Raw genomic sequence first — 17,810 nt, forward strand, 5'->3', positions numbered from 1 at the left:
GACCGGTGGAAGTGCTTCTGGCGCTTTCACCGTTTTGATTTATGGAGACGCAACACGATGGCCACCATTCCGATTACCAAGCGCGGTGCTGAAAAGCTCAAGGAAGAACTGCACCGCCTCAAGACCGTAGAGCGCCCCGCTGTGATCACGGCAATTGCCGAAGCGCGCGCGCAGGGTGACCTCAGCGAAAACGCTGACTATGACGCCGCCAAGGACCGCCAGGGCTTCATCGAAGGCCGCATCCAGGAGATCGAGGGCAAGCTATCGGTGGCGCAGGTGATCGACCCCAGCGCCGTGGATGGCGGCGGCAAGGTCGTCTTTGGCGCCACGGTCGAACTGGAAGACGAAGAGTCTGGCGACCTCGTGAAATACCAGATCGTGGGCGAGGACGAGGCGGATCTGAAGCAAGGGCTCATCAATATCTCGAGCCCTATCGCCCGTGCCTTGATCGGCAAGGAAGAGGGCGATACCGCCGAAGTGCAGGCTCCCGGCGGGATTCGCCGCTACGAAGTGGTGGCGGTCAGCTACCAGTGAGCGGGAACGGCATGTTCCACCGCCTTCCTGCCCTGGTCGCTGCGCTCTGGTGGGGCAGCCTGACTACCATCGGGTTTCTGGTCGTTCCCATGCTGTTTGCCCACCTTCCGTCGCCCATGGTGGCGGGCAACATGGCGGCCAAGCTGTTTGCGGCGCAGACCTGGGTGGCTGTCGCCTGCTGTCTGGTTCTGCTGCTGATTTCAAGGCCAAAACAGGCGATAGCGCAGTATCCATGGGCGCAAGCTGCTATGGTTTTTATACTTGGTGGCATGCTGCTGGCGTTGCTCACGCAGTTTGGCGTGGCGCCGCGTATCGTGGCGCGGCAGGATTTGCGCCTGTGGCACAGCGTGGGGACGGTGATGTATGTGCTGCAGTGGTGCTGCGCACTGGCCGTGTTGTGGCAAACACTGCGCCAGGTTCAGAAGCCGCCGTTGTTGCCGGTCGGGCCTGACGGCACTGCAGACGACTGAACCGAGCGCTGGTCGCAACCAGCGCTGCCTCCAAACCGCCTATTCGCGCCAGTGCTCCGCCACCCATGTGGCCGGACGAATGAAGCGAAACCGCCGGTTGCGCCGCCCGGCCAAAGCATCGGGGGGATTGCATTCCCCATGAAAGATCACGATGCGTGCGCCCGCTGGCACAAACGGCGGCCGCCAGTAGTTGGTCGGCCAGGGCGGTATCCCGTGGTATTTGAAACTCGGGCACCACGCCGCAGGCCAGTATTGCAACTTGCCCTGCCGGTGCAGGAAGTCCGACAAGTAGGCCTGCTCGTTGCGAAACTGCTCACGAATTTCTGAGAAATGCGCGCGAAAGTGCTCCAGCACGTCGGGGTGAGCTCCCAGCTCAAAGCGATAGACCGAGGAGTTGCCCGTGATGCGCCAGGGGCGCTTGTAGTCGTGGATGATCAGGAATTCACCCGGCTGGGTGAAAAAATCGTCCAGGCTGCCGGTGATGACCACGTCCACATCCAGGAACAAGGCCGTGCCTCGAAGTCCGTGCAGGTCCTTGCTGAAAGTGACCAGCTTGGTCCAGCCCCGCTCGGGGATGCCGGGTGGCAGATCGAGTGCGGGGATGGGCAGGCACTGCACTTCGCTGCGGATGCCCGTGCTGTCATCGGTCAGGCAGACAAAGCGAAAATCCCCGCTCAGGTGCCTGCGCACCATGGCATACAGCCGGTTGACGTATTCGGGGCCGTATTTCGTGCCCCACTTCATGCAGAGGATGTGGCGGACGGGCGCCATGCCGGCAGGTGCTGCAAAGTTTGCAGGTACTGCCGAACCTGCATCGTGGCTCATCAGTCTGCCTGGCGCTTCTTGATGGATTTTTGCTTGGGCTTGGCGCGCTTGATCTGGCCGCCCGAAGTGAGGCGCTGGTTGCCCAGCACGCGCAGTTGCTTGATCTCGGGGCGCTGGCCGCCGCGCTTGCTGTATTTGAGCACCTTGACGTCGCGTGGGCCGGGCATGCGGTCCTCATCGACCGTACGTTCCTTGACGGGTTGGGGGCGCCACAGTACCAGCAGCTTGCCGATGTGCTGGATGGGGGCTGCGTTGAGTTCGGCGGTCAGCTCCTGGTACATCAGCTCGCGCGCCACGCGGTCATCGCTGAAAACGCGCACCTTGATCAGGCCATGGGCGTTCAGGGCGGCGTCGATTTCCTTCTTGACCGCAGGGGTGAGTCCATCGCCGCCGACCAGGACGACGGGGTCCAGGTGGTGGGCATTGGCGCGTTGTTCCCGGCGCTCGGCGGGAGTCAGTTGAATTTGGGGCATGGGCCGTATTATCGGCGGTGCTGATTGTCGAGAGACAATGGAGCGGTATGAAAGTCAAAACCCAAAGCAAGAAGGTCAACAAGGCGTGGTTGAACGACCATGTCAACGACACCTATGTCAAATTGGCCCAGAAAGAGGGATATCGGGCACGCGCCGCCTATAAGCTCAAGGAAATCGACGAACAGCTAGGCCTCATCAAACCCGGTTACACCGTGGTGGATCTGGGTTCCACGCCGGGCGCCTGGAGCCAGTACCTGCGCAGGCGCATGTCGCCCGGGGGGGCTGCAGCGGGCCAACTCAACGGCACCATCATTGCGCTAGACCTTCTGCCCATGGAGCCCATCGAGGGCGTTACCTATATCAACGGTGATTTTCGTGAGGCGGAGGTGCTGGAGCGCCTGGAGCAGGCCCTGGATGGCCGGGTGGTGGATGTTGTCGTTTCGGACATGGCTCCCAATCTGTCCGGTATCGAATCGGCCGACGCTGCGCGCATTGCCCATCTGGTCGAACTGGCTGTGGAGTTTGCTTGCAACCATTTGAAACCGGATGGGGCCCTGGTAGTCAAGCTGTTCCATGGCAGCGGCTACAGCGATCTGGTCACGCTGTTCAAACAGACCTTCAAAGTGGTCAAGCCGTTGAAGCCCAAGGCCTCCCGCGACAAATCGTCCGAGACCTTTCTGGTGGGCATGGGCCTCAAGAAGACCGCCTGAACGGGCTTGCCTCAGGTCAAGAATCCGTGAATTTCGACCCTAAAGCCCGTGCTGTTTCCATGGCCGCTAGGGGGAATAGGGATGGCCGGGTGGCTTGAAACACCTAAAATGGGCCGCACATGCGTGCCATGACGGCAGTGTGTCCGTTTTCTGTTTCCCGCAACTGGAGCCCCGCTTGAACAATCAGTGGTTTTCAAAAATTGCCGTGTGGCTGGTTATTGCCATGGTGCTGTTCACGGTGTTCAAACAGTTTGACACCCGTGCCGGAGCCAGCGCAGGCCACGTCGGCTACTCGGAGTTCTTGGAGGAAGTCCGCAGCAACCGCATCAAGAGCGCGACCATCCAGGAAGGCCAGGGCGGCACCGAGATCGTGGCCGTCACCAATGACGACCGCAAGATCCGCACGACCGCCACCTATCTGGACCGTGGCCTTGTGGGCGATCTCATCAACAACAACGTCAAGTTCGACGTCAAGCCCCGTGAAGAAGGCTCCCTGCTCATGACCCTCCTGGTCAGTTGGGGCCCCATGCTGCTACTGATCGGCGTGTGGGTGTACTTCATGCGTCAGATGCAGGGCGGCGGCAAGGGCGGTGCCTTCAGCTTCGGCAAGAGCAAGGCGCGCATGCTCGACGAAAACAACAACCAGGTCACGTTCGCGGACGTGGCGGGTTGCGACGAGGCCAAGGAAGAAGTCAAGGAAGTCGTGGACTTCCTGAAAGATCCGCAGAAATTCCAAAAGCTGGGTGGCCGCATCCCACGCGGCCTGCTGCTGGTGGGCCCCCCTGGCACCGGCAAGACCCTGCTTGCCAAGTCCATCGCAGGCGAAGCCAAGGTGCCGTTCTTCAGCATCTCGGGCTCCGATTTTGTGGAAATGTTTGTCGGCGTGGGCGCGGCCCGTGTGCGCGACATGTTCGACAACGCCAAGAAGAACGCTCCGTGCATCATCTTCATCGATGAAATCGACGCGGTGGGCCGCCAGCGTGGTGCTGGCCTGGGCGGTGGCAACGACGAGCGCGAACAGACCCTCAACCAGATGCTGGTTGAGATGGACGGCTTCGAAACCAACCTGGGCGTGATCGTGGTGGCTGCCACCAACCGCCCCGACATCCTGGACGCCGCCCTGCTGCGCCCTGGCCGTTTCGACCGTCAGGTCTATGTGACGCTGCCCGATATCCGTGGCCGCGAGCAGATCCTGAACGTGCACATGCGCAAGATCCCGATTGGTCAGGACGTGGCCCCTGGCATCATTGCCCGTGGCACCCCTGGCATGAGCGGTGCCGATCTGGCCAACCTGTGCAATGAAGCTGCCCTGATGGCTGCGCGCCGCAATGCCCGTACCGTCGAGATGCAGGACTTCGAGAAGGCCAAGGACAAGATCCTCATGGGCCCCGAGCGCAAAAGCATGGTCATGCCCGAGGAAGAGCGTCGCAACACGGCCTACCACGAGTCTGGCCACGCCCTCATTGGCAAGCTGCTGCCCAAGTGCGACCCCGTGCACAAGGTCACCATCATTCCCCGTGGCCGTGCCCTGGGCGTGACGATGAGCCTGCCTGCCCAGGACCGCTACAGCTACGATCGCGAATACATGCTCAACCAGATCAGCATGCTGTTTGGTGGCCGCATCGCTGAAGAAGTGTTCATGAACCAGATGACCACTGGGGCCAGCAATGACTTCGAGCGTGCCACGCACATTGCCCGCGACATGGTCACCCGCTACGGCATGACCGATGCCCTGGGGCCTATGGTCTACGCCGAGAACGAAGGCGAAGTGTTCCTGGGCCGTTCGGTGACCAAGACCACGACCATGAGCGAGCAGACCATGGAAAAGGTGGACATGGAAGTGCGCCGCATCATCGATGAGCAGTACAACCTGGCCCGCCGCCTGATCGAAGAGAACAGCGACAAGATGCACGCCATGGCCAAGGCCCTGCTCGAATGGGAAACTATCGATACCGAGCAGTTGGACGACATTATGGCTGGCAAGGAGCCCCGTCCTCCCAAGGACTGGACGCCCCGTACACCTCCCTCGGGCGGCGACAACTCCAGCGGCGGCACGCCTGCGGTGACGACGGACACCGCACCATCGGCCGCCTGATTGCTGGCCGGTCCATCCGTTCTCACGGGGCCTTGTGCCCCGTTTTTCATGGCTGGTGTTGTGCTGCCTCCCGACCTCCACCAGGAAGGCGCCTGTGACCTTTTCTCGATCCCCCCATGATCTGGCAGACCTCCCGTTTCTCTGTTGACCTGGCCGAGCCCCGCGTGATGGGCATCGTCAATGTCACGCCGGACTCGTTCTCCGACGGCGGGCGGCATGGCTCCACCGCTGCGGCCCTGCGGCATTGCGAGCAGTTGCTCCGCGACGGGGCACACATTCTGGACATTGGCGGGGAGTCCACGCGCCCCGGCAGTCCGGCGGTGCCGCTGGACGAAGAGCTGGCGCGTGTGGTGCCTCTGGTGCAGGGCGCGGTGTCCCTGGGGGTTCCTATCTCCATCGATACCTACAAGCCCGAGGTCATGCGCGCGGTGCTGGACCTGGGCGCGGACATCATCAATGACATCTGGGCATTGCGCCAGCCGGGTGCCGCAGAGGTGGTGGCATCGCACCCGCAATGTGGGGTGTGCCTGATGCACATGCACCGCGATCCCCAAACCATGCAGGTGGCCCCGATGGAGGGCGATGTGGTACAGCAGGTGCTATACTTTTTGCAGCGCTCTGCGCTTGACCTGCAAGCGCTAGGGGTCGAAAAGAACCGGATTGTGCTGGACCCGGGTATTGGTTTTGGCAAAACGGTGGAACAGAATTTTGCGCTGCTGGCGCACCAGTCGGTGCTGCGGGCTGCAGGCTATCCTCTTCTGGCAGGCTGGTCCCGCAAGTCCTCGCTGGGCGCGGTGACGGGCCTGGCGGTAGAGCAGCGCATGGTGCCCAGCGTGGCGGCGGCGGTGTTGGCCGTGGAGCGTGGAGCTTCTGTGGTGCGCGTGCACGATGTCCGCGAAACCGTGGCGGCGCTCGCGGTGTGGCGTGCAATGCAAGCGGTCTGACGGGGTCTTCCGGAGGCTGGGGCGTTGTATGGATGGGCGCATGCCAGACCCTTTGGCGATGGATAACAAGCAATGAGATTCACACGAGGAGACGCTAGAACATGACGCGCCAATACTTTGGAACCGATGGCATTCGTGGCACCGTCGGGCAGCCACCCATCACCCCGGATTTTGTTCTGCGCCTGGCCCATGCCGTCGGGCGAGTGTTGCGCAGGACCGAGGAGCGCCCCACGGTGCTGATCGGCAAGGACACGCGCATTTCGGGCTACATGCTGGAAAGTGCGCTGGAGTCAGGTTTTAACTCCGCGGGTGTAGATGTGGTGCTGCTGGGCCCTTTGCCCACCCCGGGTGTGGCCTACCTGACCCGCGCACAACGCGCCAGCCTGGGGGTGGTCATCAGCGCCAGCCACAACGCCTATCCCGACAACGGCATCAAGTTTTTCAGTGCACAGGGCACCAAGTTGCCCGACACGTGGGAGCAGGCCGTGGAAGCGGCCCTGGGCGAACCCCCGGTGTGGGCCGATTCGGCCAGCCTGGGCAAGGCGCGGCGGCTCGATGATGCGGCGGGCCGCTACATTGAGTTCTGCAAGAGCACGTTTCCGCAGGACCTGACCCTCAAGGGCCTCAAGATCGTTGTCGATGCCGCGCATGGCGCGGCCTACCAGGTGGCACCCAAGGTCTTCCACGAGCTGGGTGCCGAAGTGCTGTCGATTGGCTGCTCGCCCGACGGCCTCAACATCAACCACGAGGTGGGAGCCACCCATCCCGATGCGCTCGTGCGGGCCGTGCGTGCCAACCACGCCGACTATGGCATTGCGCTCGATGGCGACGCGGACCGCCTGCAGATCGTGGATGCCACGGGGCGCCTGTACAACGGCGACGAGCTTTTGTACCTGATGGCTTCGGACCGCATGGGCCGCGATGAGCATGTGCCGGGTGTCGTGGGCACCCTGATGACCAACATGGCAGTGGAGGTGGCGCTGAAGGCAAAGGGCGTGAAGTTTGTCCGGGCCAAGGTGGGGGACCGCTATGTGCTTGAAGAGCTGGCGCGGCACCAGTGGGTGCTGGGCGGCGAGGGCTCGGGCCATCTGCTGGCGCTGGACCGCCATACCACCGGCGACGGCTTGGTGAGTGCTTTGCAGGTGCTGCAGGCCTGTGTGCGCAGTGGCCGTACCCTGGCGCAACTGTTGGCCGACATCGCGCTCTATCCGCAGGTGCTGCTGAATGTGCGGCTGGCCCCTGGCCAGGACTGGAAGGCCAACCGCTTGCTGGCTGACACGACCCAGGCCGTCGAGCAGGAACTGGGCGCGTCAGGCCGCGTGCTGATCCGCGCGAGTGGTACCGAGCCGCTGCTGCGGGTGATGGTGGAGGCCCGTGATGCGCAAATGGCCAGTTCCTGCGCGCAAAGGTTGGCCGACGCGGCCCGTGCTGGCTGATGGTGATCCCGCCGAGAGCTCCTTCCACCGTTGGCGCGCCGCATGATCCGCTACGCTGCGGCCTTTGCCGCCGACCAGGAACCCCATAGATGCCTTCAAACACTGACATGCCTTCCACCATCACCGTCCGTTCCGTGGACTACGGCAATGCCCGCGAAGCGCGGGCGTTGGTCGAACTGCTCGACGGCTATGCAAGGGACGTGGCGGGTGGTGGCGTTCCACTGAGCGCCGAGGTCCAGCGGGGCTTGCCCGAGGCGCTGCGCCAGCGGCCGCAGGCTTTCAGCGTGATGGCCTGGGCGGCGGACGCTTCGGCGCCACACGGCGAGGTGCCCGTGGGGCTGATCAATTGCCTGGAGGGCTTTTCGACCTTTGCCTGCCGGCCTCTGGTCAACGTGCATGACGTGGTGGTGGCATCCGGCTGGCGCGGCCACCGCATCGCCCAGCGCATGCTGCACCGGGTGGAAGCGCTGGCCCGCGAGCGCGGTGCCTGCAAGCTCACGCTCGAAGTGCTTTCGGGCAACCACAGTGCAATGCGCGCGTACGAACGGGAAGGCTTTGCTGCCTACACCCTGGACCCCAGCATGGGGCAGGCGCAATTTCTGCAGAAGATGCTGGATGGGGCAGGGCCTGCGCCATTGGCGGCACCGTGAATCACCCTCCCGGAGACCTGACCGCATGAAGACAGCTTTTGGCCAGATCGCAGCAATGGGCGCCATCGTTGTGGCCGCGTTGCTGGCCGCTCCCGTGGCCCATGCGGGCAAGACTCTCGACGGTATCAGGGCGCGCGGGCAGGTGGTGTGTGGCGTCAATACAGGGCTGGCCGGGTTTGCGATGGCAGACTCCAGCGGCAAGTGGTCCGGACTTGACGTGGATGTCTGCAGGGCACTTGCAGCCGCCGTGCTGGGCGACGGCAAGAAAGTCAAGTACGTGCCGTTGGACGTGCCGCAGCGTTTCACGGCCTTGCAATCCGGCGAGGTGGACGTGCTTTCGCGCAACACCACCTTTTCGCTGGCGCGCGATGCATCGATGGGTCTGCACCAGACGGTCGTTACCTACTACGACGGCCAGGGTTTCATGGTGCCTGCCAAGAGCAAGATCAGGAGCATCCGCCAGCTCAAGGGACAGACCGTATGTGTGCAGTCGGGCACTACCACCGAAAAAAACCTGGCCGACTATTCCCGTGCCAACGGCCTCGACATCAAACCCGTGATGTTTGAGAAGGTAGATGCTGCAACGGCCGCCTATCTGGCGGGGCGGTGCACCGCATTCACCACCGATGCATCGGGCCTGGCAGCCTTGCGCAGCGGTGTTTCGCAAGGTGCAGCAATACACACGATCTTGCCGGAACTCATCTCCAAGGAACCCCTGGGGCCCTTGGTGCGGCGGGGCGACGACGAGTGGTTTGCCGTGGTCAAGTGGGTGATCTACGGCCTGATCGAAGCCGAAGAGTATGGTGTGACGCAAGCCAATGCGGATTCGCTGAAAGCCAGCAGCGCCCACCCGGTGGTGCAGCGCATGGTGGGTACTGCGGAAGACACCGGAAAGCTCCTGGGGCTGGACCGGGACTGGTTGCTGCGCGCCCTCAAGACCACCGGCAACTACGGCGAGATTTTCGAGCGCAACGTCGGCCAGAAGTCGGCGCTGGGGCTGCCGCGCGGCCTCAACAACCTGTGGAGCAAGCAGGGCCTGATGTACGCGTTTCCGATCCGCTGAACTGCGCTTGCAGGGACTGACCTGGGCGACGATGCATGGGATGCTGACTGCTGAAAGCCCGCACTGCCCCAGGAGCCTCGGTCCTGCAGACTGGGTGTATTTGCTACTGAATTTATAGCTGCTTGCGCATTCCTATCAAGCGCTAGGCCCTGTTTTCATGATATTTTCGAGCCGATGGGCTGATGTCCCTGCTGCGTCCACCGGTGCATTCATTGGCCGCCGCACGAGCCCTTCGGCCAGCATGGGGCAGTGTCGGTCAATGCAACTGCCGCCGCATGAAGGCTTCCAGCTCGGGCGCGGACAGCGGCATGCTGAAGTGGTAGCCCTGCGCCTCGTCGCACCCTTGTTCGCGCAGGTAGGCCAGTTGACCTTCGGTCTCCACGCCTTCTGCCGTGGTGCGCATGCCCAGCGCCTGGGCCATGCGGATGATGGCGCTGACGATGGCGCGGTCGTTGCCGTCATCACCCAGGTCGCGCACGAACGACTGGTCGATCTTGAGCTTGAAGATCTGAAAGCGCTTGAGCTGGCTCAGCGATGAGTAGCCGGTGCCAAAGTCGTCCATCGACATGCGCACGCCGCGTGCGTGCAACTGGTCCATGGTGGCCACGGCAGCATGGGGGTCGTCCACGGCCACGCCCTCGGTCAGCTCCAGCTCCAGGGAGTCGGGCGGCAGACCGAACTCGGCCAGCATGCGGCTCACGAGCTCCGGCAGTTGCGGCTGGCGAAACTGGATGGCTGACAGGTTTACGGCCATCGTCAGGTGGGGGAATCCGTTCGTGCGCCAGGTTTTGAGCTGTGACAGCGCCGTGCGCAGCACCCATTCCCCAATCTGCAGGATCTGCCCGCTGTCTTCGGCAATGGGAATGAACTCTGCCGGCGATACTGCGCCCAACTGCGGGTGTTGCCAGCGCAGCAGTGCCTCCACGCTGCGCACGGAGCCGTTGGTCAGGCTCATCTGCGGCTGGTAGTGCAGGTGGAACTGGTTGCGCTCCAGCGCACGCCGCAGGGCGTTTTCAAGCTGCAAGGCGCGCACCGACTGCGCCTGCATCTCGGGGGTAAAGAACTTGAAGGTGTTGCGCCCGTCGAGCTTGGCGCGGTACATGGCCACATCGGCCGACTGTGTCAGCGTGTCGAAGTCCGTGCCATCCTGCGGGAACAGCGCGATGCCCATGGACGGCGCCATGGTCAGCTCGTGGTGGTCAATCTGGTAGTGCTGGCGCGATGCCTCCTGCAGCTTGCCGGCCACGCGGGCGGCGCCATGGGCATTGGCGCCCGGCAGCAGCAAAATGAACTCGTCGCCGCCCAGGCGCGACACGGTGTCCTTGTCGCGCACCACGGCCCGCAGCCGCTTGGCGATCTCCACGAGCAGGGTATCGCCCACGCGGTGGCCCAGCGAGTCGTTCACATGCTTGAAGTGGTCCAGGTCCAGGAAGATCAGGGCCAGCGGCGTGTTGCCCTCCTGGGCGACGCGGATGGCCTCCTGCGCCCGTTCTGCCAGCAGCGTGCGGTTGGGCAGGCCTGTCAGGGCGTCGTAGTGGGCCAGCCAGTAGATGCGCTCCTGATCGGCCTTGCGGTCGTTGATCTCACGGTGCAGGTTGTCAACGGTCTCGCGCAGTTCGCGGGTGCGGTCCTGCACCTGCCTTTCCAGGTCTTCGTGGGCACTGGCAAGCACGGCCTGCGCCTGCTTGCGCTCCGTGATGTCCATCGTGATCCAGATGGAGCCCTGCGATGGATCGGCTGGGTCGATGGACTTGCTGCGCACCTCGCAGATCACGGGGGTCCCATCCTTGCGGCACAACTCCAGCTCGCCCTCGTAGGAGTGGCCGGCGGCCAGCTGCGGATAGCATCGGCGGCCGACCTCTTCCCACGCAGCGTCGCTGGCGTACCACCGGCGCGAGGGGCTGCCCACCAGTTCACCCGGCTCGTAGCCCAGCATTTGCTCAAAGTGGTGGTTGCAGCGGGTCAGGCGCCGGTCGCGCAGGAACACGATCCCCACCATTGCGCTGTCAAAGAGCAGCTGCTTTTCACGCACCGCTGCGCCCAGTGCAGCCTGCGCACGCTTTTGCTCGTCGATGTCGTCCAGGATCCAGATGGAACCTTCGGCTGTGTCGTGAGGGTTGATGAGCCGCCCGGTCAGGCTGCCCCAGAACAGGCTGCCGTCGCGCCGGCGCAGCTGACGCTCGACGCGGAACGCCTGGCCCTGGGCTAGGACCGGGTAGGCGGTGCGGCCTAGATCGCGAAACGCCTCGCGCGAAGGGTAGAAGGTTTCGGTGTTCAGCCCGACCAGGCTCTCGGGGCTGGCATGGCCAAAAATTTCGGCATACCGCTGGTTGCAGCGCACCACACTGCGCTGGCGCAGGAACACAATGCCTACGCCCGCACTGTCGAGCAGGGTTTGCTGTTCGCGCAGCGCGCGTTGCAAGGGAGTGTCGGTGGCAACTCCAGGACGCTGCGATTCTGGAGTGCTGTACGGCGCAAACATGGAGACCGGTACGGGCTGTAGGGCCTGGCGGCCTGGGTAATTTGTACCAAAGTGTAGCAGCGCTCCCTTACAAGCCCATGTGGGCACCTTCGGTAACCGCCGCAATGCCGCCCGCAACCAACGGCGCGCAAGTGCCTAGCCTGACGACGACGACTGCTGCTCCTGCTGCTGGCGCAAGTAGGCCTCGAAGGCATCCGCGGGCAGGGGGCGACTGAAGTAAAAGCCCTGCGCTTCGTCGCAGCCCTGCGCACGCAGAAATTCGAGCTGGCCGTCGGTCTCCACCCCCTCTGCCGTGGTTTGCATACCCAGCGCCTGCGCCATGCGGATGATGGCGCTCACGATGGCGCGGTCGTTGGCATCCTCTTCGAGGTCGCGTACAAACGATTGGTCGATCTTGAGTTTGTAGATCTGAAAACGCTTGAGGTAGCTCAGCGATGAGTACCCGGTGCCAAAGTCATCCATCGACAGGCGCACGCCCCGGTCGTGCAGCTGGTCCATCATCGCCAGTGCGGCGGCGGGATCGTCCACGGCGGCACCCTCCGTCAGCTCCAGCTCCAGCCTGCGGGCTGGCAGGCCAGCCTGTTCCAGGCAGCGGGTCACCATCTCGGGCAACTGGGGGTGCCTGAATTGCACGGCGGAAACGTTCACGGAAACGGCCCGCAGGGGCAGGTGCAGATCCAGCCAGCGTTTGGTGTCCCTCACCGCTGTGTGGATGACCCATTCGCCAATTGCCACGATCATGCCGCTGCTCTCGGCCACGGGGATGAACTCGGCTGGCGACACCAGGCCCAGTTCGGGATGGCGCCAGCGCAGCAGGGCTTCGGCACCCACCACCTGGCGCGTGGTGAGTGAGACCTGCGGCTGGTAGTGCAGCTCAAACTGGTTGCGCTCCAGCGCACGGCGCAGCGCATTTTCGATCTGGAGGGCGCGGGCGGTGCGGGCTTCAAGATCGGCGGTGAAGAATCCGTACCGGTTGCGTCCGTTCTGCTTGGCACGGTACATGGCGGCGTCTGCCCGCTGGTACAGCGTGTCGAACGATTCCCCGTCGGCCGGGTACATCGCAATGCCGATCGACAAGGTGGTGGTGAGTTCGTAGGGGTCAATCTGGAAGGGCTGGGCCACGGCGGCCAGCAGCTGCGTGGCCATGTCGGCGGCGGCAGCGGCGGAAGTGGCGGGGAGCAGTAGCAGGAATTCGTCCCCACCCAGGCGCGAAACCGTGTCCTGGGGCCTCAGGAGAGACTGAAGCCTTTGTGCGACAGCCACGAGCAGGATGTCGCCGATTCTGTGGCCCAGCGAATCATTGACATTCTTGAAGTGGTCCAGGTCCAGAAACAGCATGGCCAGCGTACCGCCGCGCGCCTGCTCATCGGCAATGTGGCGGTGGGCGCGTTCCGCCAGGAGTGCGCGGTTGGGAAGGTTGGTGAGCGGGTCGAAGTGGGCCAGCCGTTGAATGCGGTCCTGGGCCTCTCGCTGCTGGGTGATGTCGCGGAACAGCGTGATGGAATGCGTGACAACGCCATTGCCGTCTCGCACGCTGCTGACCGACAGCCACTGCGGGTAGGTGGATGCATCCTTGCGGCGCCCCCAGGCCTCGCCCTCCCAGCTTCCGCCCTGCGGCAACTGTGCGTAGACGGTATCGGTGTGGAAGTGATCGTCGGCTCCGGCGACCGTGAGCAGACGCACCGACTGTCCTACCGCTTCTGCTTCCGTGTACCCGGTGATCCGTGTGAATGCACGGTTGATGCGCACGATGGTATGCGCCGCGTCGGCAATCACGATGGCTTCACTGCTCTGGTCAAACACCTGGGCGGTGAGCTGCAACTGCTCCTGGGACCGCTTGCGTTCGGTGATGTCGCGCGACAGCACAATGAACCTGGGCTTTGCGCTGGGGGAGGTGGCCTTGCGCGCCGCAGACAACTCAAACCAGGTGGCGCCCAGACTGGGCAGATCAAGCACGATCTGCCGACCGGTGGACCAGCCCTGGGCGTGGGCTTCGTTCAGCACGTCCATCACCGACAGTGCGGCCACCGCAGGCAGTACCTCGGTCACGTTGTGCCCGACCAGCATGTCTGCGGGTGCCATGAGCAACTCAGCGCGCTGACTGTGCACGCTGCAGTACAGGCCGTCCAGGTCAAGCTCGAAAAGCGGGTCCGGGATGGCATCGACGGTGGCACGCAACTGCTGCTGGGTGGCCTGGATCTCCGAGGTGCGCTGCGCCACCTGGTAGGCCAGACCGCGCTCATGCGCCTTCAGCTCGAAAAGCAGCCGGGCGAGGTAGGTCATCAGCAGCGCAAACAGCAAGGCCACCGCGCATCGCATGGCCAGCACGCCCGGGTCTCCCCAGCCTTTGATGGGGACCAGGCTCAACGTCCATTGTCCGTTGGGCAGCGTCAAGGAACGGCCCACGGCGTCGGGGCCAGCGGGTGGGGTCGAGGCTGCGATCGTCTGTTCTTCCCCCGTGTCGGGCCGGATGCGCCACAACCTGTAGTGGTATCCCCGCTGGGTCAATTGCGGCAGTCGGGCGGCTGCCAGCACCTCGGGCAATCGGATGGTGACGTAGGTAAAGCCCCAAAAGGCACGGTGGCCCTGTGTGTCTTCCAGATAAACAGGCTGGCGCCCCACCACTCCCAAGCCACCTTGCACCAGTTCCATGGGGCCGGCCAGGGTCAGTCGGCCTGATTCCCGTGCCCTGGCGGATTCGGGGCCTTGGCGTGGGTCGTTGAGCTGATCGAAGCCGATGGAGTTTTCGTTGCCCTGGCGCGGAACTACGTGCCTGACCACCCCGTTGGGTGACAGCCCCATGGCGGCGATGCCCGGATAGAACGGCAGCATCTGGGTGCCGATCTCTTCAAACTGCGTTACCTGGCCTTTTCCCTGGCGCACGAGGGCCACCAGGGCGTTGTTGGCCGACAGGGCCAGCTCGATGGCGCGTTGCAGGGCCTGCACATGGTCGCCCGCCATGTCCGCCACCTGGGTGCGCTGTTGTGCATGCTCCTGGCGCTCCAGCGCCCACACCATCACCCCTGCGCACAGCGCCGCCAGAACAAACACGACCAGTGGGCCCGTAACAGGGCTCCGGGGGCGAGCGGGGGAGGGGGCATGCACGGTGCGGGTTCCTGAATCAATTATGCAGTCCGCACGATGGCGAGCGTTGGTGCTTCTGCGTGAACGGCTGTCACGGCATTGACACGCCTCCGACATGGCGACGTCACGTCCCAATTCCACACTTGCTCGCAGGGAAAAAAGATTCCCGGCCATGGTTGGTGCCTTCAGCCCAACCCATCCTCATGCAAGGAGATGTTGCACCATGAATGAACTGCCCACCTTGACACCACCGCTGTCTGCCGAAGTTGCTTCCCCGAGAGTGCTTCAAGGGGTGGGCGCTTTGACGGGTGCTGCGCATCCGATGCCGGAACGCGGCGCTATTCAGGTGGCCTGGGCGCGCCATGAAGATGAAGTGCGCCAGGCGCAGCGGCTGCGGTTCGACGTGTTTGCGGCGGAAATGGGCGCTCGATTGACGACCCCCATTGCGGGCCATGACGTGGACCTTTTTGACGATTACTGCGAGCACTTGTTGGTGCGCGATGTCCAGAGCCAGCAAGTCATTGGGACTTACAGGGTGCTCACTCCGGCCCAGGCCCGGCGCGTCGGCGGTACTTACAGCGATACCGAGTTTGACCTGACGCGGCTGCGCTCGCTGCGCCCCCGCATGGTGGAATTGGGGCGCAGCTGTGTGCACCCCGACCACCGCCACGGCGGTGTGATCATGGCTTTGTGGAGCGCGCTGGCGGACTTTATGGTGCGCAACCAGTTGGACACGATGATCGGTTGCGCAAGCATCCCCATGCTTCACAACGGTGTTGTCAGCGGCGATGCGGCCGCCAGCATCTGGCAGCAGGTGCGAAAGACACACCTTGCCCCCATCGAATACCACGTGCTTCCCCGTTTGCCCTTGCCCGTGGAGCAACTCGACGGATCCATCACGGTGGAGCCACCGGCGCTGATCAAAGGCTACCTGCGGCTCGGGGCCCGCGTGCTGGGCGCGCCGGCTTGGGATCCAGACTTCAACACGGCTGACCTGCCAATGCTGATGCGCCTGGCGGACCTGCATCCTCGCTATCGCAAGCATTTTCTGGGGGCCTGATGCGCGCCGCATTCGATGCCCTGGGACCCTGGATGGAGCCATCCATGGGCCACGAGGACGCGGCCGAAGACGCACATGCCTGCGCTGCTGGTCATCGTCGGTACCGTGCGGTCTTTATTTCTGATCTGCATCTGGGCACGCCGGGTTGCCAGGCGGTTGCGTTGCTGGACTTTCTCAAGCACCACCCCAGCGATCACCTCTACCTTGTGGGCGACATCGTCGATGGCTGGCAACTGCGCCGCAAGTGGTTCTGGCCACAGGCCCACAACGATGTGGTGCAAAAGCTGCTGCGCCGTGCGCGCAAGGGGTGTCGGGTGGTGTTTGTGCCGGGCAACCATGACGAATTTGCCCGCGCGTTCGTAGGCCACTCGTTTGGAGGCATCGAGGTGCGGGCCGATGCGGTGCACACCACGGCGGATGGCCGCAGCCTCTGGGTCACGCACGGCGACCATTTTGATGGAGTCATCCAGTGCGCCAAGTGGCTGGCGTATCTGGGCGACAACCTTTATGAATTCACGCTCAAGCTCAACCGGTATCTCAACACACTGCGCGCCCGCATGGGCCTGCCCTACTGGTCTTTGTCGGCTTACCTGAAAGGCAAGGTCAAAAAGGCCCTGAACTACGTCACCGACTTTGAAGTGGCTGTTGCGGCTGAAGCACGCCGCAGGGGGCATGACGGCGTCGTGTGCGGCCATATCCACCGTGCCGAGATGCGCGAGATCGGTGGGACGCTTTACTGCAATGACGGCGACTGGGTGGAAAGCCACTCCGCCTTGGTCGAGCACATGGACGGCAGGCTGGAACTGTTGCTGTGGCCGGCTTCTCCTGTCGCCAATATTTCCCGGGCCGAGTCGGCTGCCGTTGTATGAAAATTGCCTTGTTGACAGACGCCTGGCTGCCCCAGGTCAATGGGGTGGTTACCACCTTGCTGGAACTGGTGCAGGAGCTTGAAGCGGCCGGGCACGAGGTTCAGGTGCTGCACCCCGGCCAGTTCGCAACCCGTCCGTGCCCCGGCTATCCTGGCATCGACTTGGCAGTGCGCCCGGCGAAGCGGGTGACGACGATGCTGGACGCGATGAAACCCGATGCCATTCACCTTGCCACGGAAGGGCCGTTGGGCTGGGCAGGGCGCCGCTATTGCCTGCGCAAGGGGTTGGCATTCACTACCGCTTTCCACACGCGATTTCCGGAAATACTGCATGCAGCGCTGCGCGTGCCACTGCGATGGGGGTATGCGCTGTTCAGGCACTTTCACCGGCCATCTTCGGGGGTGATGGTGCCTACGCAAGGCGTTTTGCAGATGCTGGAGCGACGGGGCTTTCGCAATCTGCGCCCATGGACCCATGGGGTGGACACACGGGCTTTTCCGTTCCACGGTGCAACCATCCAGAGCCCGCTCACGGGTGCTTTGGCGCACCCCGTCTCCTTGTATGTCGGGCGGATTTCGTACGAGAAAAACATCGAAGCTTTCCTCCAGCTGGACATACCAGGCTCCAAGGTGGTGTGCGGGGTCGGTCCACTGGAAGCTCGCCTCAAGGCCAAGTATCCGCAGGTCCGTTGGCTGGGCATCCTGGACCGTGCCGCGCTGGCGCAGGTATATGCGGCTGCGGATGTGTTTGTGTTTCCCAGCCGGTCAGAAACCTTCGGCTTGGTCATGCTGGAGGCAATGGCCTGCGGGACGCCGGTGGCCGCCTACCCTGAGGACGGCCCGATGGAGGTGCTGGGGGCGCATTCAGGTCAGCCGCCCAGAGGGGGCGTGCTGCACAACGATTTGCTCGTGGCAAGCCAGCAGGCACTGGCGATACCCCGGTCCGAAGCGCGCGCACGGGCACTCGATTTCACCTGGGCGCATGCCGCCCGGCTGTTCGAGCAGTATCTGGTTCCAGCCCAAGCGCAGGGCTCGCCTCGTGTGACTGTCACAAAATCTGTCACATCTTTGTCATCTGGGCGTTAAATACTGCTGCCATCCTGCACTAGCCGCGTT

At 63.5% G+C, this 17,810-nt stretch carries 15 protein-coding genes; 11 read left to right on the top strand and 4 right to left on the bottom strand.

Annotated elements, in window-relative coordinates:
* The first annotated feature begins 57 nt into the window (after window positions 1–57).
* Both greA and ACQ4MJ_RS05235 read left to right on the top strand, forming a co-directional pair.
* A complete protein-coding gene (gene greA / locus ACQ4MJ_RS05230) occupies window positions 58–534 on the top strand; it encodes a transcription elongation factor GreA (protein ID WP_055398230.1) in 477 nt (158 codons plus the stop codon).
* An 11-nt stretch (window positions 535–545) separates the two neighbouring features.
* Window positions 546–1,004 (top strand): DUF4149 domain-containing protein, encoded by a 459-nt coding sequence (locus ACQ4MJ_RS05235; RefSeq protein WP_055398229.1) that lies wholly within the window; start codon window positions 546–548, stop codon window positions 1,002–1,004.
* Window positions 1,005–1,043: 39 nt separating this feature from the next.
* Here ACQ4MJ_RS05235 and ACQ4MJ_RS05240 read toward each other — a convergent pair whose 3' ends face one another.
* Together ACQ4MJ_RS05240 and ACQ4MJ_RS05245 are read right to left on the bottom strand one after the other, a co-directional pair.
* A complete protein-coding gene (locus ACQ4MJ_RS05240) occupies window positions 1,044–1,829 on the bottom strand; it encodes a hypothetical protein (protein WP_055398228.1) in 786 nt (261 codons plus the stop codon).
* Window positions 1,829–2,302 carry a YhbY family RNA-binding protein gene (locus tag ACQ4MJ_RS05245; RefSeq protein WP_431149641.1) on the bottom strand — a complete coding sequence of 158 codons (474 nt, stop codon included), beginning with the start codon at window positions 2,300–2,302 and terminating at the stop codon, window positions 1,829–1,831. Before ACQ4MJ_RS05245 ends, ACQ4MJ_RS05240 begins: the two co-directional genes overlap by 1 nt.
* Window positions 2,303–2,349: 47 nt before the next feature.
* Here ACQ4MJ_RS05245 and ACQ4MJ_RS05250 point away from each other — a divergent pair, with 47 nt between their 5' ends.
* From ACQ4MJ_RS05250 to ACQ4MJ_RS05275, 6 genes are all read left to right on the top strand, one after another.
* The gene (locus ACQ4MJ_RS05250; protein ID WP_055398226.1) at window positions 2,350–3,012 is read left to right on the top strand and encodes an RlmE family RNA methyltransferase; all 663 of its coding nucleotides are present in this window, start codon (window positions 2,350–2,352) and stop codon (window positions 3,010–3,012) included.
* 175 nt (window positions 3,013–3,187) lie between these two features.
* Window positions 3,188–5,107, top strand: a complete 1,920-nt coding sequence (gene ftsH / locus ACQ4MJ_RS05255; protein WP_055398225.1) for an ATP-dependent zinc metalloprotease FtsH — start codon at window positions 3,188–3,190, stop codon at window positions 5,105–5,107.
* A gap of 116 nt (window positions 5,108–5,223) precedes the next feature.
* Window positions 5,224–6,051 carry a dihydropteroate synthase gene (gene folP / locus ACQ4MJ_RS05260; RefSeq protein WP_431149640.1) on the top strand — a complete coding sequence of 276 codons (828 nt, stop codon included), beginning with the start codon at window positions 5,224–5,226 and terminating at the stop codon, window positions 6,049–6,051.
* Between the two features lie 101 nt (window positions 6,052–6,152).
* The gene (gene glmM, locus ACQ4MJ_RS05265) at window positions 6,153–7,487 is read left to right on the top strand and encodes a phosphoglucosamine mutase (RefSeq protein WP_431149638.1); all 1,335 of its coding nucleotides are present in this window, start codon (window positions 6,153–6,155) and stop codon (window positions 7,485–7,487) included.
* Between the two features lie 89 nt (window positions 7,488–7,576).
* Window positions 7,577–8,137, top strand: a complete 561-nt coding sequence (locus ACQ4MJ_RS05270; protein ID WP_431149637.1) for a GNAT family N-acetyltransferase — start codon at window positions 7,577–7,579, stop codon at window positions 8,135–8,137.
* Between the two features lie 25 nt (window positions 8,138–8,162).
* Window positions 8,163–9,200, top strand: coding sequence for an amino acid ABC transporter substrate-binding protein (locus ACQ4MJ_RS05275; protein WP_431149636.1), 1,038 nt, complete (start codon window positions 8,163–8,165; stop codon window positions 9,198–9,200).
* Window positions 9,201–9,456: 256 nt separating this feature from the next.
* Here the strand turns inward: ACQ4MJ_RS05275 and ACQ4MJ_RS05280 are convergent, their stop codons facing one another.
* Both ACQ4MJ_RS05280 and ACQ4MJ_RS05285 read right to left on the bottom strand, forming a co-directional pair.
* Window positions 9,457–11,682 carry a sensor domain-containing protein gene (locus ACQ4MJ_RS05280; protein WP_121420536.1) on the bottom strand — a complete coding sequence of 742 codons (2,226 nt, stop codon included), beginning with the start codon at window positions 11,680–11,682 and terminating at the stop codon, window positions 9,457–9,459.
* A gap of 135 nt (window positions 11,683–11,817) precedes the next feature.
* Window positions 11,818–14,700, bottom strand: a complete 2,883-nt coding sequence (locus ACQ4MJ_RS05285) for a bifunctional diguanylate cyclase/phosphodiesterase (protein WP_431153114.1) — start codon at window positions 14,698–14,700, stop codon at window positions 11,818–11,820.
* 289 nt (window positions 14,701–14,989) lie between these two features.
* On the opposite strand from ACQ4MJ_RS05285, the gene ACQ4MJ_RS05290 reads away from it, so the two are divergent.
* From ACQ4MJ_RS05290 to ACQ4MJ_RS05300, 3 genes are read left to right on the top strand one after another with little or no spacing between them, the layout of a single operon-like run.
* Window positions 14,990–15,826: a GNAT family N-acetyltransferase gene (locus tag ACQ4MJ_RS05290; protein WP_055398218.1), complete on the top strand. Its 837-nt coding sequence runs from the start codon at window positions 14,990–14,992 to the stop codon at window positions 15,824–15,826.
* On the top strand, window positions 15,826–16,695 hold the full coding sequence (locus tag ACQ4MJ_RS05295) for a UDP-2,3-diacylglucosamine diphosphatase (protein ID WP_431149634.1): 870 nt from the start codon (window positions 15,826–15,828) through the stop codon (window positions 16,693–16,695). The genes ACQ4MJ_RS05290 and ACQ4MJ_RS05295 overlap by 1 nt, the downstream gene beginning before the upstream one ends.
* Window positions 16,692–17,780 (top strand): glycosyltransferase family 4 protein, encoded by a 1,089-nt coding sequence (locus tag ACQ4MJ_RS05300; RefSeq protein WP_431153113.1) that lies wholly within the window; start codon window positions 16,692–16,694, stop codon window positions 17,778–17,780. Before ACQ4MJ_RS05295 ends, ACQ4MJ_RS05300 begins: the two co-directional genes overlap by 4 nt.
* Window positions 17,781–17,810 lie beyond the last annotated feature (30 nt).

Origin of the sequence: Acidovorax facilis (assembly GCF_050626955.1) — a bacterium.
GTDB classification, from domain to species: domain Bacteria; phylum Pseudomonadota; class Gammaproteobacteria; order Burkholderiales; family Burkholderiaceae_C; genus Acidovorax; species Acidovorax facilis.